15 protein-coding genes are annotated in these 14,879 nt (G+C 71.7%); 10 read left to right on the top strand and 5 right to left on the bottom strand.

Annotated features, from left to right (window positions below; all coding sequences use genetic code 11):
- The first annotated feature begins 7 nt into the window (after nt 1-7).
- Both ACWEQO_RS22220 and ygfZ read left to right on the top strand, forming a co-directional pair.
- Nucleotides 8-445 carry a Fur family transcriptional regulator gene (locus tag ACWEQO_RS22220; RefSeq protein WP_452984932.1) on the top strand — a complete coding sequence of 146 codons (438 nt, stop codon included), beginning with the start codon at nt 8-10 and terminating at the stop codon, nt 443-445.
- A 9-nt stretch (nt 446-454) separates the two neighbouring features.
- Nucleotides 455-1,420, top strand: coding sequence for a CAF17-like 4Fe-4S cluster assembly/insertion protein YgfZ (gene ygfZ, locus ACWEQO_RS22225; RefSeq protein WP_361460221.1), 966 nt, complete (start codon nt 455-457; stop codon nt 1,418-1,420).
- 36 nt (nt 1,421-1,456) lie between these two features.
- Here ygfZ and dtd read toward each other — a convergent pair whose 3' ends face one another.
- Nucleotides 1,457-1,882, bottom strand: a complete 426-nt coding sequence (dtd, locus tag ACWEQO_RS22230; RefSeq protein WP_361460222.1) for a D-aminoacyl-tRNA deacylase — start codon at nt 1,880-1,882, stop codon at nt 1,457-1,459.
- A 178-nt stretch (nt 1,883-2,060) separates the two neighbouring features.
- Between dtd and ACWEQO_RS22235 the strand changes: the two genes are divergently transcribed.
- From ACWEQO_RS22235 to rox, 5 genes are all read left to right on the top strand, one after another.
- On the top strand, nt 2,061-2,783 hold the full coding sequence (locus ACWEQO_RS22235) for an RsiG family protein (protein WP_452984933.1): 723 nt from the start codon (nt 2,061-2,063) through the stop codon (nt 2,781-2,783).
- Between the two features lie 92 nt (nt 2,784-2,875).
- Nucleotides 2,876-4,162 (top strand): GNAT family N-acetyltransferase, encoded by a 1,287-nt coding sequence (locus ACWEQO_RS22240; protein WP_452984934.1) that lies wholly within the window; start codon nt 2,876-2,878, stop codon nt 4,160-4,162.
- A gap of 166 nt (nt 4,163-4,328) precedes the next feature.
- Nucleotides 4,329-4,856, top strand: a complete 528-nt coding sequence (locus ACWEQO_RS22245) for a hypothetical protein (RefSeq protein ID WP_452984935.1) — start codon at nt 4,329-4,331, stop codon at nt 4,854-4,856.
- Nucleotides 4,857-4,903: 47 nt separating this feature from the next.
- A complete protein-coding gene (locus tag ACWEQO_RS22250; RefSeq protein ID WP_361460227.1) occupies nt 4,904-5,944 on the top strand; it encodes a vWA domain-containing protein in 1,041 nt (346 codons plus the stop codon).
- Nucleotides 5,945-6,198: 254 nt separating this feature from the next.
- On the top strand, nt 6,199-7,707 hold the full coding sequence (gene rox, locus ACWEQO_RS22255) for a rifampin monooxygenase (RefSeq protein ID WP_452984936.1): 1,509 nt from the start codon (nt 6,199-6,201) through the stop codon (nt 7,705-7,707).
- A gap of 106 nt (nt 7,708-7,813) precedes the next feature.
- Here the strand turns inward: rox and ACWEQO_RS22260 are convergent, their stop codons facing one another.
- Both ACWEQO_RS22260 and ACWEQO_RS22265 read right to left on the bottom strand, forming a co-directional pair.
- On the bottom strand, nt 7,814-8,893 hold the full coding sequence (locus ACWEQO_RS22260; RefSeq protein ID WP_452984937.1) for a MerR family transcriptional regulator: 1,080 nt from the start codon (nt 8,891-8,893) through the stop codon (nt 7,814-7,816).
- A gap of 289 nt (nt 8,894-9,182) precedes the next feature.
- A complete protein-coding gene (locus tag ACWEQO_RS22265; RefSeq protein WP_452984938.1) occupies nt 9,183-9,638 on the bottom strand; it encodes a hypothetical protein in 456 nt (151 codons plus the stop codon).
- A 306-nt stretch (nt 9,639-9,944) separates the two neighbouring features.
- Between ACWEQO_RS22265 and ACWEQO_RS22270 the strand changes: the two genes are divergently transcribed.
- The 3 genes from ACWEQO_RS22270 (at nt 9,945) to ACWEQO_RS22280 (ending at nt 11,766) form a co-directional block, all read left to right on the top strand.
- Nucleotides 9,945-10,586, top strand: a complete 642-nt coding sequence (locus ACWEQO_RS22270; RefSeq protein ID WP_452984939.1) for a helix-turn-helix domain-containing protein — start codon at nt 9,945-9,947, stop codon at nt 10,584-10,586.
- A 77-nt stretch (nt 10,587-10,663) separates the two neighbouring features.
- The gene (locus tag ACWEQO_RS22275) at nt 10,664-11,284 is read left to right on the top strand and encodes a hypothetical protein (protein ID WP_452984940.1); all 621 of its coding nucleotides are present in this window, start codon (nt 10,664-10,666) and stop codon (nt 11,282-11,284) included.
- 149 nt (nt 11,285-11,433) lie between these two features.
- Complete coding sequence (locus tag ACWEQO_RS22280) at nt 11,434-11,766, top strand: DUF2516 family protein (protein WP_361451382.1); 333 nt, start codon at nt 11,434-11,436, stop codon at nt 11,764-11,766.
- A gap of 22 nt (nt 11,767-11,788) precedes the next feature.
- Here the strand turns inward: ACWEQO_RS22280 and ACWEQO_RS22285 are convergent, their stop codons facing one another.
- The gene (locus tag ACWEQO_RS22285) at nt 11,789-13,195 is read right to left on the bottom strand and encodes a PP2C family protein-serine/threonine phosphatase (protein ID WP_452984941.1); all 1,407 of its coding nucleotides are present in this window, start codon (nt 13,193-13,195) and stop codon (nt 11,789-11,791) included.
- 306 nt (nt 13,196-13,501) lie between these two features.
- The gene (locus ACWEQO_RS22290) at nt 13,502-14,695 is read right to left on the bottom strand and encodes an NlpC/P60 family protein (RefSeq protein WP_452984942.1); all 1,194 of its coding nucleotides are present in this window, start codon (nt 14,693-14,695) and stop codon (nt 13,502-13,504) included.
- Nucleotides 14,696-14,879 lie beyond the last annotated feature (184 nt).

Here is a 14,879-nt window from a genome sequence, read left to right on the forward strand (position 1 = left end):
TCGAGGTGTGGTGAGCACCGACTGGAAGAGCGACCTCAGGCAGCGCGGCTACCGGCTGACGCCGCAGCGCCAACTCGTGCTCGAAGCCGTCGACGCGCTGGAGCACGCGACCCCCGACGACATTCTCGTGGAAGTGCGCAAGACGGCGTCGGGGGTCAACATCTCCACCGTCTACCGCACGCTGGAGCTCCTGGAGGAGCTGGGGCTGGTCAGCCACGCCCACCTCGGGCACGGCGCCCCCACCTACCACCTCGCCGACCGGCACCACCACATCCACCTCGTCTGCCGTGACTGCTCCGACGTCATCGAGGCGGACGTGGAGGTGGCCGCCGAGTTCACGGCGAAGCTGCGCGACATGTTCGGTTTCGACACGGACATGAAGCACTTCGCGATCTTCGGCCGCTGCGAGGACTGCTCCCTGAAGCGTTCAACTACCGAGTCGTAGGCTAGGGGTATGAAGAGCCCTCTGCTGACCCTGTCCGGCGCCGTCCCCGCCGAGGGCGTGGACGAAGGCGTGGCCGCGCACTACGGCGACCTGTTCCGCGAGCAGCGGGCCCTCGCCGACGGCACCGGCTTCGTCGACCTGTCCCACCGCGGGATCGTCACCGTCTCCGGGGCGGAACGGCTGAGCTGGCTGCACCTGCTGCTCACCCAGCACGTCAGCGACCTCCCGCCGCACCAGGCCACCGAGGCGCTGATCCTCTCCGCGAACGGCCACATCGAGCACGCGCTCTACCTGGTCGACGACGGTGAGACGGTCTGGGCCCATGTCGAGCCCGGCACCCAGGACGCGCTGATCGCCTACCTGGAGTCGATGAAGTTCTTCTACCGGGTCGAGGTCGCCGACCGCACCGCCGACTTCGCGGTGGTGCACCTGCCGGCCGGTTCCATAGCGGAGGTGCCCGAGGGCGTCGTCGTCCGGGAGACGCCGTACGGCCGTGACCTGTTCCTGCCCCGCGCCGACCTGGAGTCGTTCGCGGCGAAGGCGGGGCCGCCCGCCGGCATCCTCGCCCACGAGGCGCTGCGGGTCGAGCAGCACCGCCCGCGGCTCGGCTTCGAGACCGACCACCGCACCATCCCGCACGAGCTGGGCTGGATCGGCGGCGCGGTGCACCTGCAGAAGGGCTGCTACCGGGGCCAGGAGACGGTCGCCCGGGTCCAGAACCTGGGCAAGCCGCCGCGCAGGCTGGTCTTCCTGCACCTGGACGGCAGCGAGGTCCACCTGCCGCCGGCCGGGACCGACATCCGGCTCGCCGACGCGGGCCCGGACGGGCGCAAGATCGGCTTCGTCACCACGTCCGTACGCCACCACGAGCTGGGCCCGGTCGCCCTCGCGCTGATCAAGCGGAACGTCCCCGTCGACGCCCGCCTGATGGCCGGGGACACGGCGGCGGCGCAGGAGACCGTGGTCGAGCCCTGAGGACCCGCGGGCCCGCGGGTCCTCGGACCTCGAGGATCAGACCTCCAGCAGGACGGTGAACGGGCCGTCGTTGGTCAGCGACACCCGCATCTGCGCGCCGAAGCGGCCCGTCGCCACCGTCGCACCCAGGGACCGCAGCTGAGCCACCACCTCGTCGACGAGCGGTTCGGCGACGTCCCCGGGTGCCGCGGCGCTCCAGGTGGGGCGACGGCCCTTGCGCGCGTCGCCGTAAAGAGTGAACTGGCTGATCACCAGGAGCGGCGCGTCGATGTCGCTGCACGACTTCTCGTCCTGGAGGATCCGGACCGACCAGAGCTTGCGGGCCAGCTGGGCCGCCTTCTCCTTGGTGTCCTCATGGGTGACGCCGACGAGGACACACAGCCCCTCGCCCTCGATCGCCCCCACCGTCTCGCCGTCCACGACGACGCTCGCGCCGTCCACCCTCTGCACCACCGCACGCATACGTCCATCATGCCGGTCGGCGAACGGATGACTGACGGCGGTCCGGGGCAGGACCCCGGTCGGGCTATTTTTACTCCTTACCCCCCATCTGGGGCTGATCAGGGGCACTCGGTCACATAGCGGCCACCAGGGGTGGCACGATGCTGGCACACACCGGTCGAGGGGACGGTTGAGGCACATGAGCACACCAGGAACCGGGCAGCCGCCCGGCCCTGTCCGGTCGGCGGCCTTGTCGGCGCCGGCCGGAGTGGGGGTCGGGGAACAGGAGTTCCACCGTCCGCCCGCCCAGCGCACGGACAGTCCGGCGCTGGAGCACGATCCGCCACCGGAGCCCGGGCTGAGCGCACGCAGCCTGCCCGACCTGCGCGCGCTGCGCCGCGACGCGCAGCGCGACGAGGCCGACCTCAGCTATGTGCGGCGGCTGCTCCAGGGGCGCATCGACATCCTGCGGGCGGAGCTGGCCCGGCGTACGCCGGTGGACGGGGCGGCGGGTGTCGGCGCGGGCGCGTCCGGCACGGGTACGTCCGGCGGGGGCACGGTCCCGGTCGTCGCACCGGTGGAGGCTTCCGTGGTGGAGGCGTCCGTGGTGGAGCGGCTTCCGGAGATCCTGCGGGACACCCCGGCCCGCCACCGTTCCTCCGCCCGCCACGTCACCCTGGGCACCCCGCGCAGCGAGGAGTCCCGGCGGCTGGCGGCAGAGATGCTCGCCGAGGTCGAGCTCTCGGACCTGGGAGCGCGTACGGACGGTGAACTGCGCGCCGCGATGGGCCGGCTCGTGCGGTACGAGGAGCAGGTCTCCCGGCGGCGGCAGGGCCTGCAGCGCACCGCGGACGACTGCGGCGCGGAGATCGCGCGCCGGTACCGCGAGGGGGAGGCTCAGGTCGACGACCTGCTCGAGTGAGGCGGGGACGCCGGAACAGGCGGACGGAACAGGCGGTCGGACTGTCGGAAAAGTGCGCGACACCCTGCCCGGGCGCGACCTACCGTGAACGCATGACCTCCAGCGCCGCCACCCCCCGTACCGCCACCCCCCGTACCGACATCGACGTACGCCCGATCACCGAGGCCGAGTTCGAGGACTGGAGCCGGGCGTTGAACGTCGGGTTCCTGCGCGAGCCCACCCCCGCCCGGGAGGAGCTCGACGTGCGGCGCGCGGAGTTCCGGCCGGGCCGGTCGCTGGGGGCCTTCGACGGCGGCCGGTGCGTCGCGACGCTCCGCTCCTTCGCCCAGGAGCTCACCGCCGTCGGCGGCGCCACCGTGCCCGCCGACGCCATATCGAACGTCACCGTCAGCCCCACCCACCGCCGGCGCGGCCTGCTGAGCCGCATGATGACCCAGGACCTCGCCGCCGCGAGGGAGCGCGGGGACGTCGTGGCCACGCTCATCGCCGCCGAGTACCCGATCTACGGCCGGTACGGCTTCGGCCCCGCCACCTGGATGACCGAGTGGACCGTCGACGTCCCGCGCAGCGGCCTCGACCCGCGCTGGGCGGGCCCCGAGGACGGTGGGCGCGTCGACCTCGTGGACGCCGAGGACGTACGCAAGCTCGGCCCGGAGCTGCACGAGCGGCTGCGCGCGGCCCAGCCGGGTGCCGTCAGCCGTACCGAGCAGTGGTGGAAGTTCGCCACCGGCGCCCTGAGCCACCGCCCGGCCTGGACCGAGCCCTACTTCGCCGTGTACCGCTCGGCGGACGGCGAGGTCGAGGGCATGGTCTCCTACAAGGCGGACGACAACTGGGACGACTCCATGCAGCCGCAGAACACGGCGAGTGTGAACTGGCTGCTCGCGGTGAGCCCGGCCGCGGAGCGCGCGCTGTGGCACTACCTGTGCTCGATCGACTGGATCGTGAAGGTGAGGAGCGGCTGGCGGGCCCCCGACGACCTGCTCCCGTCCTTCCTGCCGGACCCGCGCGCGGCGACCGTGAAGATCCAGACGGACTGGCTGTGGGTGCGTGTCCTGGACGTCGTACGGGCGCTGGAGGCCCGGACGTACGGCGCGGCGGGGACGCTGGTGCTGGAGGTGGTGGACGGCTCGGGGCCGGCCGGTGGCCGCTACCGGCTGGAGGCGTCGGCGGACGGGGCCGGAACCTGCGCGGCGACCACGGAGAACGCCGATCTCACGCTGGACGTCGCCGAGTTGGCGTCGCTGTGGCTGGGCGACGGGTCGGCGGTGCGGCTGGCGGCGCTGGGCCGGGTGCGGGAAGAACGAGCGGGCGCCGCCCGTCAGGCCGACGCCCTGCTGCGTACGTCCAGGCGCCCGTGGTGCCCGGACCTCTTCTGAGCACTTCTGCTGCCGCTCCCTTCTCTTCCCTTCTCTTCTCTTCCTCCTCCTTCTGCGGCGGGTGTCCGACCGTCATCCGTAGCTGTGTGCTGTTCGGGCAGCTCGATCCGCCGGCCGGGGGGAGCGGGGCTTCCACCGCCGGCTGAAGGACCGACGGGTCGCCCCGGTGGCCGAACTGCCCGGTGAATCACAGTTGCTGACACGGCATCCGGGGCTGCCGGACGCCGACCGCCTTCGGCAGATCCTCTCCCGGCACGAGGTGAGCCACCGCAGGCCGTCCCTGCTGCACGGCGATCTCGACCCGTGGACCCCGGTCCGCAGGGGCGACGCCTTCGCACTGACCTTCATCCACCGGGAGGCGGCCCTGGTCGGTGACCCGCTCCACGGCCTGGTGCGGCACATGCACCTGACGCCCACCCATCCGGAGGTCCGCGAGCGGGTGTTCCGCCGCTGGGGACGCGGGCTGCCGTCCGAGTGCACCCGTGACGGGCGGAAGGGCCGGCAGGTGCACCGCCGGCTGGAGCTCGTGCGCTCCGCCCGGGTCGACCCCGACCGCATCGTGACCGGCCTGAGCCTGGACGCACCCGACGTCCGGCGCGCCCTGGTGCAGTCGGGTGCGGTGCGGTGCGGGGCTGTGCGTCCCGGGCCGGGAGCGGGAGCCGAGGCTGATTGTCAGTGGTGGGTGAGACGGTAGGAGCATCGAGTCGGAAGGCCGTAAAGCCGGAAAGAGGGGGATCTGTCGTGTCCGGAACCCAGAACTACATCAACCACGTCGCCCTTGTCCTGGACGCCAGTTCGTCGATGTCGCACCTGAGCGGCAAGGTCGTCGAAGTCGCCGACCAGCAGATCGCGTACCTCGCCCGCCGGTCCAGGGAACTGGACCAGGAGACCCGCGTCACGGTGTACGTCTTCGCCGACGAGGTGGAGTGCGTCATCTACGACAAGGACGTGCTGCGGATGCCGTCGCTGAAGCAGATGTACCGGGTCGGGGGGATGACGGCTCTGCTGGCGGCCGCACTGAAGTCCCAGCGGGAGCTGGCGCAGACGGCTCAACTGTACGGCGACCACAGCTTCCTGACGTTCGTCCTCACCGACGGACAGGAGAACGCGAGCCACCGCTGCCCGGACGCCCCCGCCAGGAGCCAGCGTGAACTCATAGGGGCGGTGGCCGAGATGTTCCAGACGCAGGAGGACAACTGGACGCTGGCCGTCCTGGTGCCGGACCAGATGGGCAAGCGCGAGGCCATGCAGTGCGGTTTCCCGAAGGACAACATCGCCATCTGGGACGCCACGAGCACACAGGGGCTGGAGGAGGCCGGGCAGGTCATCCAGCAGGCCACCGAGAAGTTCATGGTGGGCCGCTCCCAGGGCATCCGGGGCTCGCGGGCGGTGTTCTCCACGGGCGCGGACGCGGTCAACAAGGACACCATCAAGGCGGCCGGCCTCACCCCGGTGGATCCGTCGAAGTACCAGCTGATCCCGGTGGCCCGGGACGCGGGGATCCGGGAGTGGGTCCTCGAATGCGGGCACGCCTACCGTACCGGTGGCGCGTTCTACCAGCTGAGCAAGTCGGAGAAGGTCCAGGCGCAGAAGCAGATAGCGGTGCTGGAGAAGAAGACGGACCGGGTGTACACGGGGCCCGAGGCCCGCGCTCTGCTCGGCCTGCCGGACGTGGAGGTCCGCGTCAAGCCGGACCACAACGACGACTTCACGATCTTCGTGCAGAGCACCAGCGTGAACCGGAAGCTCGTGGCGCACACCCGGCTGCTGCTCATGCTCTGAGAAGGCGGGAAAGGTCGCGCCGCCGGGACGGGAAAGCAAAAGGCAGGGAGGCTCGCCCACTTCCTGCCACTCTCAACCTATAGCGCACCGGGGGGCTTGCGGCAAGGCCCGGGTCGTGGCGCAGAATCGTCGCCCGAGGCCGGGACCTGGGGAGATCGGGTGTTCGCGTGGCTCGTGCGCTTTTGTCGCCGTGCGGGGCTCGCGGCGCGACGTGGAGAGCCGGCCGGTAATCGACATCGTGCATGGGGGTTTCCGTGGTGAACGCCAGTGACGTCATCGACGTGATCGTGGTCGGCGGTGGGCCGACCGGCCTGATGCTGGCGGGGGAGTTGCGGCTGCACGGCGTGCGGGTGGTCGTACTGGAGCGGCTGACCGAGCCGACCGAGCAGTCACGCGGTCGAGGCCTGCACGCGCGCAGCGTCGAGATGCTGGACCAGCGCGGCCTGCTGGACCGCTTTCTCGAGGTCAGCGAGAAGTTCCAGGTCGGCGGTCTCTTCGGCGGCATCGTGAAGCCGTGGCCGGACCTTCTGGACACGGCCCACCCGTACGGCCTCTCCACCCTGCAACCGGTCACCGAGCGGCTGCTGGGCGAGCGTGCCCTCGAGCTCGGTGCCGAGATCCGGCGCGGCTGCGAAGTGGTCGGCCTGAGCCAGGACGAGGACGGGGTGTCCGTCGAGCTGGCCGACGGGGGCGTGGCCGCCGGGGGAGGGGGAGGAGCACGGCTGCGCGCCCGCTACCTCGTCGGCTGCGACGGGGGCCGCAGCGTGGTGCGCAAGCGGCTCGGCGTCGGTTTCCCCGGCGAGCCCGCCACGGTCGAGACGCTGCTGGGCGACATGGAGATGACCGAGGACCCGGAGACGGTCGCCGCCGTCGTCGCGGAGGTCCGCAAGACCCAGCTGCGGTTCGGCGTCATCCCCAACGACGACGGGAAGGAGGGCGTCTTCCGCGTCATCGTGCCCGCCGACGGTGTGGCCGAGGACGGTGCGACCGCGCCGACCCTCGAGGAGTTCAGACAGCAGCTGAGGGCCTGCGCGGGCACCGACTTCGGCGTGCACTCCCCGCGTTGGCTGTCCCGGTTCGGCGACGCCACCCGGCAGGCCGAGCGCTACCGGGTCGGCCGGGTGCTGCTGGCCGGCGACGCGGCGCACATCCACCCGCCGACCGGTGGGCAGGGGCTCAACCTCGGCATCCAGGACGCCTTCAACCTCGGCTGGAAGCTGGCCGCCGCGGTGGCCGGCTGGGCACCGGAAGGACTGCTGGACAGCTACCACGCCGAACGGCATCCGGTCGGCGCGGCCGTACTGGACAACACCCGCGCGCAGATCGCGCTGCTGGGCACCGATCCGGGCGCGACCGCGCTGCGGGAACTGCTCTCGAAGCTGATGGACTTCGAGGAGGTGAACCGGTACGTCACCGAGATGATCACCGCGACCGGAGTCCGCTACGACTTCGGCGAGGGACACGAACTGCTCGGCCGCCGGATGCGGGACGTCCGGCTGAAGCGAGGCCGCCTCTACGAGCTGATGCGCGGCGGCCGCGGACTGCTGCTCGACCGGACCGGCCGGCTCTCGGCGGCGGGCTGGGCCGACCGCGTCGACCACGTCGTCGACACCACCGACACCACCGACACCACCGACACCGGCGAGGAACCGGACGTCCCCGCGGTGCTGCTCCGGCCGGACGGTCACGTGGCCTGGGTCGGCGACGACCAGCAGGACCTCCTCACCCACCTGCCCCGGTGGTTCGGCGCCCCCACCACCTGAACCACCGGACCTTCCCGGCGTGTTGCGCGAGCCGGTACGAGTCGGCTTCACGGATGAGTTCCCGGGAGCGGATCCGGTACAACTCGAGGTGCACGCCGCTCGCCGCTCACTGCTGGAGCGCCACGACATCGGCGACCAGGCAACTGACGTTGTCGGGGCCGCCGGAGTCGTTGGCCAGGGCGATGAGTTCGCGGACCGCCCGCTCGGGCTCCCCGGTCCCGGAGAGCACCCGGTGGATCTCCTCGGCCGGCACGACGGCCGGCAGACCGTCGGAGCAGAGCAGGTACCGGTCTCCCCGCCGGGCATCGTGCAGGCGCATGTCGGGGGTGGCGTCGGCTCCCCGGCCCAGGGCTCGTACCAGCAGCGACCGCTGGGGGTGGGAGGCGGCCTCTTCCGGGCTGAGGCGTCCTTCGTCGACCATCGACTGCACCACGGTGTGGTCGTGGGTGATCCGGGACAGCTCCCCGTCGCGCAGGAGGTACGCCCGGGAGTCGCCGATGTGGACGAGGGCCAGCCGGGAGCCGGTCCAGAGCATCGCGGTGAGTGTGGTGCCGGTCGCTTCGGGCGAGGGGCCGTCCCCGGCGGCGCCGTGCACCGCGTGCTCGGCCCGGTCGATCGCGTCCTCGAGGACGTTGAGGAGATGGCCCGCCGGGATGCCGTCGGTCTCGAGAGGCTTGAGCGCGTCGACGGCGGCCGCGCTCGCCACGGCTCCCCGGCTGCCGTAGCCGTCGGCGACGGCGAGCAGACGGGAACCGGCGTAGGCGGTGTCCTGGTTGCTCTCGCGGACCAGACCCGTGTCGGACAGTGCGGCGTAACGGATTCCCAGGGGCTCGGCGGTCGGGGGCATGGCGGGGTCCTTTCCGGACAGGTGGTCGACGAGGAAGGCGGCCAGGTCCAGCCGGGCGGCGGTGTCGGCTTCGAGCCGGGCCCGGAACACGCGTATCTCCCGGGCCGCCCGGCCCGCTTCCAGCGTGCAGACGTGCCGGATGCGGGCGAGGGGCATCCCCAGGCGCCGGAGCCAGGCGACCAGCCGGGCCCGGTCCAGTTGTTCCGGCGCGTAGTAGCGGTAGCCGGTCACCGGGTCGACCCGGGCGGGGGTCAGCAGACCGAGTTCGTCGTACAGGCGCAGTGCCTTCGGCGACAGCCGGGACACCTTCGCGAACGCCCCGATGGTCAGCAGCCCCATGCTCGCTCCTCCTCGTACCGGGCGCCTCGCCCGGCCCCACCGATGCTGTGGCCTCCCCCAGGGTGAAGGTCAACCAAGGCTGTTCGCTTCGCCTTCGGCGGCGTTCCGTGAGGGCGGGGCCATCGAACGGTGCGGGGTGTGCGGGAAGGGGGAGCCCCGGCAGGAGAGATCGCTCGTTGACGCAGTGACGCACCGGCGGCGTATCGCACCGCGGCCACAGACCCACGGGGTGGGGGCTCTCGGCCCGCACGGGCCGAGAGCCCCCACCCCGTCCGCGCTGCGCGTGCCGTCAGTGGATGGTGTACTCGCACAGGTGCTTGCCGTCGACGCCGCCCGGTTCCTCGACGACCTTCTTCCCGTCGACGGTGATCGAGCAGGGAGCCGCGCCGAGCCGGCCGTCGGACAGCTTCACCGGCCCCGGCACGACGGACACGATGGTCCCGACCTTGCGTTGGGTGCTGTTCAAGGTGAGTTTGTCTGACTTCTTCCACGGCAGCGTGACCTGCTCGGAGCGATTCGTGTCGAGGTTGTAGTAGACGCTGGACTCGCCCTCGCCGCCGACTTCGAGGGTGACCTCGTACGTCTTGGCCTGGCTCTCGGAGGCCGGCTCGGACGACGAGGTGGCCGTGCTCTTGCCCGCGTTCTCCTTCTCGGCTCCGCCGCCGCCGTTACCGCTGCCGCTGCCGCACGCGGTCATCAGCCCGACTGCCGCGATGAGCGCCGTCATGGTCATGGCCCTGCGCATGTGTGTTCCCCCGTGGTGTGGATGTGACCCGGTGTGAGGAATGGGTTGCACGAAGCATCGTAGGTGTGCGGCCCCTGACGTCGGCGGGCGGGCCGATCGTCCGTTCCCCGTCGACCCGAACGGGGACGAGCCTGTTCGCGCACGAGCTGCGGCAAGCGGTTCCCCGGGCCGTCGAACGGGTCATTTCGCCGAGCAGAGCCGACGGGAAGCCCTCACGGGTACGGGGCACGGAGCGGCGCCACTCCTGTGGCGCACTATTGCAAGCAGGTGCTTGCAATAGTTAGCGAGCTGGGGCAGGGTGGGGGTATGGCGTCACTCAATGTCGGCAATCTCGGTGAGTACCTCCGTGAGCAGCGGCGCAACGCGCAGTTGTCGCTGCGGCAGCTCGCCGATGCCGCCGGGGTGTCCAATCCGTATCTGAGCCAGATCGAGCGCGGGCTGCGCAAGCCGAGCGCGGAGGTGTTGCAGCAGGTCGCCAAGGCGCTGCGGATCTCCGCCGAGACGCTGTACGTGCGCGCCGGCATCCTCGACGCCGAGCGGGACCGGGAGGAAGTGGAGACGCGGGCCGTCATCCTCGCCGATCCCACGCTGAGTGAGCGTCAGAAGCAGGTGCTGCTCCAGATCTACGAGTCCTTCCGCAAGGAGAACGGGTTTGGGGGCGCCGAGGACGGTGAGGCGACCGGGACCGCCGGTGTCGCTGACGCTGTCGAGGCGGCTCGGGGGGCGGGGACCTCGGAGGTGGCCGGAGGCGCCGACGGGAGCGACGGCTCCGATGGTGGTTCCGCGATACGTCGGGGCGGCCGCAAGGCCGGTGGCGGTGGTACGGATGCCGGGCGCCGGGGCCTCTCCGACGACACCAGCAGCACCAGCAGCACCAGCAGTACCAGCAGCACCGGCAGTGACAACAGCACCAGCAGTGGTATCGATCCGCAGCGGACGGACGGCTGAAGCCGGACCAGGGCGCCGGCCGCCGCCGCGGATCACACAGACCCTCAGCCGAAAACGAATCCGGGAGGACCATCACCATGGCCATCACCGAGGACCTGCGCAAGACCTTCCGCAACCCGACCCCGCTCTACTTCGCCGCCGGCACCGCCGACCTCGCCCTGCAGCAGGCCAGGAAGGTTCCGGGCCTGGTCGAGCAGATCCGCGCCGAGGCGCCCTCGCGCATCGAGGCCGTCCGCAACACCGACCCCAAGGCCGTCCAGGAGAAGGCGACCATCCGGGTCCGGGAGACGCAGGAGACCGTCCAGAACAAGGTCAGCGAGTTCTTCGGCTCGCTCGACACCGACCTGAAGAAGTTCGGTGAGACCGCCCAGGACCTGGCCCTGCGCGGGGTCGGCGTCGCCGCCGAGTACGCGGTCAAGGCCCGCGAGACCTACGAGAAGGTCGCCGAGCACGGCGAGCAGGCCGTGAAGACCTGGCGCGGCGAGGCCGCCGAGAGCATCGAGGACGTGGCCGTCGCCGTCGAGGACGTCGCCGTGGCCGTCGAGCCGAAGCCCGAGGCCGAGCCCGTGACCAGGCCGAAGCTCGAGTCGGTCGAGACCAAGGAGGGTGACCTCGGCGAGGCGGCCAAGCCCGCGGCCAGGAAGGCCTCGACGCGCAAGCCCACGACGGCCAAGAAGCCGACGCCGCCCGCCAAGTAGGACCGAGCGGCAGCGGTACCGGCGGGTGACAGCGGTACGGGCCGGGCACTCTCGCGGTGTCCGGCCCGTTCTACCGGGTAGCCGGCCGGCGGTTGCGGGTACGGTGACCGCGTAAGGACGAGCCGAGTCGGGTGGTGGACGTTGTGCTGATGCAGGGCTTCGGCGGATTCATGTGGCTGCTGGAAACGGCCTTGACCGTTTTCACTGGATTCGCGTTGATCGACGCAGCCATCCGCCGCGAGGACGCCTACCGCGCGGCGGACAAGAAGACCAAGCCGTTCTGGCTGATCATCCTCGGGCTCGCTTTTGTTGTGAGCCTGATCTTCAGGATCCTGTCGTTCCTGCCGATCATCGGACTGATCGCGACCATCGTGTACATGGTCGACGTCCGTCCCGCCCTGCGCGGCCTCCCCGGCGGCGGGCGCAGCCACCGGGGCTCCAGCAGCGACGGCCCCTACGGCCCGTACAACGGCGGACGGTAGGGAGGGCGGAGTCCCCTCACCATCACGGCCGCTGCGGTGGCACCCGGTCCAGGAGCAGTACCGCCACGTCGTCCGTCAGCTCCCCGCCGTTGAGGTCGCGGACCTCGTTGACGGCCGCCCGCAGCAGTTCCTCGCCCCGCAGGCCGTCCGTGAGCTGGCGGTGGACCATGCCGACCATGCCGTCCTGGCCGAGCCGTTCCCCGCTGTCGCCGACCCGGCCCTCGATCAGGCCGTCCGTGTAGAGCATCAGGCTCCACTCCGTGCCCAGCTCCACCTCCGTACGCGGCCAGCGGGCGCCGGGCAGCAGCCCGAGCGCCGGGCCGTTGTTGTCGTACGGCAGCAGCTGCGCCGGCCGGCCCGGCCGGGCGAGGAGCGGTGAGGGGTGGCCGGCCAGGCACAGGCCCGCTCGGCGGCCGTCGGGGGAGATGTCCACCGCGCAGAGGGTCGCGAAGATCTCGTCGTCCGCGCGCTCGTGCTCCAGCACCTGCTGCAGCGTGCCCAGGAGCTCGTCCCCGCACAGGCCCGCCAGGGTCAGCGCGCGCCAGGCGATGCGCAGCTCCACGCCGAGGGCGGCCTCGTCCGGGCCGTGGCCGCAGACGTCGCCGATCATGGCGTGCACCGTGCCGTCCGGGGTGCGGACGACGTCGTAGAAGTCACCGCCGAGCAGGGCGCGGGAACGGCCCGGACGGTAGCGGGCGGCGAAGTGGAGCGGGGAGCCGTCCAGGAGCGGGGTCGGCAGCAGGCCGCGTTCCAGGCGGGCGTTCTCCTGGGCGCGCAGCCTGCCCTCGGCGAGCCGCCGCTCGGCGGTGTCGGAACGCTTCCGTTCCACCGCGTACCGGATCGCCCTGCTCAGCAGCCGGCCGTCCAGCTCGTCGCGGAAGAGGTAGTCCTGGGCGCCCACGCGCACCGCCTCCGCGCCGCGCTCGGCGTCGCCCGACGCGGTCAGCGCGAGGACGGCGTGCCGGGGCGCGAGCTCCAGCACGTGCTTGAGCGCGGCGAGCTCGTCGTCACCGGCGCCGCCGTTGTCGCTGTTGTCGTTGTTGCCGCCACCGCTGCCCGTCCGGCTGCCGGGTGCGGGCAGCGCGAGGTCCAGCAGGATGCAGTGGACGTCGTCGGTGAGCAGCCGCTCGGCCTCGGTGAGGTTGCGGGCGGTGCGCACGCGGATCGGCTTGCCGGTCTGGTCGAGCAGGTCCGGCACGATCGGCAGGCCCGCCGGGTCGTCCTCGATCAGCAGCAGGGTGAGGTGGGTGGGGGCGGTCGAGGTCGTCTCGTTCCTGGTGTCGTCGTCCTCGGTGTGCCCCGCCGTGCGCGGGACCGTCGCTCCGGCCTCCGAGGTGTCCTCGGCGGAGCCACCGTTGGGTGGTGCGGCGTGCGCCTGACCGCTTTCCGCGGCCGGGAGCGTTCTCTGCCGCGGTACGGGTGCGGTCATTCTTCCGGGTTCCTTCCCTCCCCCCGAGGGCGTGGCGGGGGCGCGGGCTCTCGGCCCGTGCACCCCGTGCTCTCCGCTTCGGACGAGCCGGGGGCGCCCCTTCCAGCGGGGACGATAGCGGGTGTCGGCGCCGCAGCGGAATGGCGTGGAGCACGCCGCTCGGCCATCAGCCGGTGTCATATGCCTCGTTATGGGCAGCAGTTGGACACCTCGGCGATGCGGCCGGGATGACGAACGTCACGCGTGCGGGGGGTGCGATCGCGCCCCCGGCGTGGACCGGGTCACATGGCGCAGGTCACGGGGCGCTCAGTTCGCGCCCGCCTTCCGGCCGCGCTCGCCGGTTATGTCGCTTTTGTCGCCCTTCTTTCCGTTGCCGGCCTCATCGGCCGCGTCGGCGTCCGGGTCCGGGCGGACCACTCCGAGGATCGGCATCGAGCCGGCTCCCGCGATCGTGATCGTCCGTCCCGGGCGCGGGGCGTGGACGATGGCTCCGTCTCCGACGTACATGCCGACATGGCTGGCGTCCTCGAAGTAGATGACGAGGTCGCCGGGCCGCATCTCCGCCACGGCGACGCGTGTCAGCCGCTTCCACTGTTCCTGCGAGGTGCGCGGGATGCCCTGCCCGCCCGCTCTCCACGCCTCGGAGGTCAGGCCCGAGCAGTCGTACGTCTTCGGGCCCTCGGCGCCCCACTCGTACGGCTTGCCGATCTGCGCGGTGGCGTACGCGACGGCCTTCCTGCCCTGCTCGCTCGCCTCCGCCCCGACGCCCTCGAGGGCGCCGGAGTCCAGCCAGGCGGACTGGGCCTTCTCGGCGGCCCGCCGCTCCAGCTCGGCCAGCCGCTCCTTCTCCTCCTGCTCCAGCTCGGACTCGATCTTCTCGGCCGCCGCGATCTGCTTCTCGATCTTCTTCTGCGCCCTGGCCTTGGCCCGGCGGCCCGCTTCCAGCTTCCGCCACTGGGCGTCGGCGTCCTGCGCGTACTGCTCCAAGTCCTCCTGGGCGCGCCTCATCTCGCCGAGCAGGCCCCTGGTCGCGTGCTGGCCCTGGCGGATCCGGCCCGCGCCGACGAGGAACTCCTGCGGATCGTCGCTCAGCATCAGATGGGCCTCGGGCGGGAGCCCGCCACCGCGGTACTGGGAGGCGGCCGCGGCGCCCGCGCGGTCCTTCAGCCCGTCCAGCCTCTCCCTGCCCTCGGCGATCTTCTTGGCCAGCCGGGCGATCTCGGTGGACTGCTGCTCCGCCTTCTCCTCGGCGGCGTTGTACTCCTCGGTGGCCACCGCCGCGGCGCGGTAGAGCCCGTCGAGCTTCTCGCGTACGGCTTCGAGGTCCTCGGACGGCACGACGTCGGCACTCACGCTCGCACTCGCACTCGCGCTCGGGGCGGGGGCAGGGGGCGGCGGGGGAGCGGGGGCCGCGAACGCCGTGCCCGGCGCCGCCAGCACGGTGATAGCGCAGACCACGGCCACTGCCGTCGTGGTCAGCATGCGCCTGCCCGTCTTCATGCCCCGCCTCCGAACTGATCGGCCGTCAGCACCATTCCTCACCAGGGGATGTTGTCATGCCGATGCCCGAAGTGACAGAGGTGACAGCGCGGACGGCGGCGACAGAAGCGACAGAGACGACAGAGGCGACGCTCCCCGGCTCCCCCGCCCCCGTCATGACCCTCGCCCCGTCGATGTGACGAAC

The organism is Streptomyces sp. NPDC004051 (assembly GCF_053604275.1).

Bases quoted from the DNA above. Each gene is read 5' to 3' on its own strand.
- ACWEQO_RS22260 (WP_452984937.1), bottom strand. From the start codon at position 8,893: ATGGGGCTGCTGACCATCGGGGCGTTCGCGAAGGTGTCCCGGCTGTCG.
- ACWEQO_RS22235 (WP_452984933.1), top strand. From the start codon at position 2,061: ATGAGCACACCAGGAACCGGGCAGCCGCCCGGCCCTGTCCGGTCGGCG.
- ACWEQO_RS22240 (WP_452984934.1), top strand. From the start codon at position 2,876: ATGACCTCCAGCGCCGCCACCCCCCGTACCGCCACCCCCCGTACCGAC.
- ACWEQO_RS22265 (WP_452984938.1), bottom strand. From the start codon at position 9,638: ATGCGCAGGGCCATGACCATGACGGCGCTCATCGCGGCAGTCGGGCTG.
- dtd (WP_361460222.1), bottom strand. From the start codon at position 1,882: ATGCGTGCGGTGGTGCAGAGGGTGGACGGCGCGAGCGTCGTCGTGGAC.
- ACWEQO_RS22275 (WP_452984940.1), top strand. From the start codon at position 10,664: ATGGCCATCACCGAGGACCTGCGCAAGACCTTCCGCAACCCGACCCCG.
- ygfZ (WP_361460221.1), top strand. From the start codon at position 455: ATGAAGAGCCCTCTGCTGACCCTGTCCGGCGCCGTCCCCGCCGAGGGC.
- ACWEQO_RS22285 (WP_452984941.1), bottom strand. From the start codon at position 13,195: ATGACCGCACCCGTACCGCGGCAGAGAACGCTCCCGGCCGCGGAAAGC.
- ACWEQO_RS22270 (WP_452984939.1), top strand. From the start codon at position 9,945: ATGGCGTCACTCAATGTCGGCAATCTCGGTGAGTACCTCCGTGAGCAG.
- ACWEQO_RS22290 (WP_452984942.1), bottom strand. From the start codon at position 14,695: ATGAAGACGGGCAGGCGCATGCTGACCACGACGGCAGTGGCCGTGGTC.
- ACWEQO_RS22280 (WP_361451382.1), top strand. From the start codon at position 11,434: ATGCAGGGCTTCGGCGGATTCATGTGGCTGCTGGAAACGGCCTTGACC.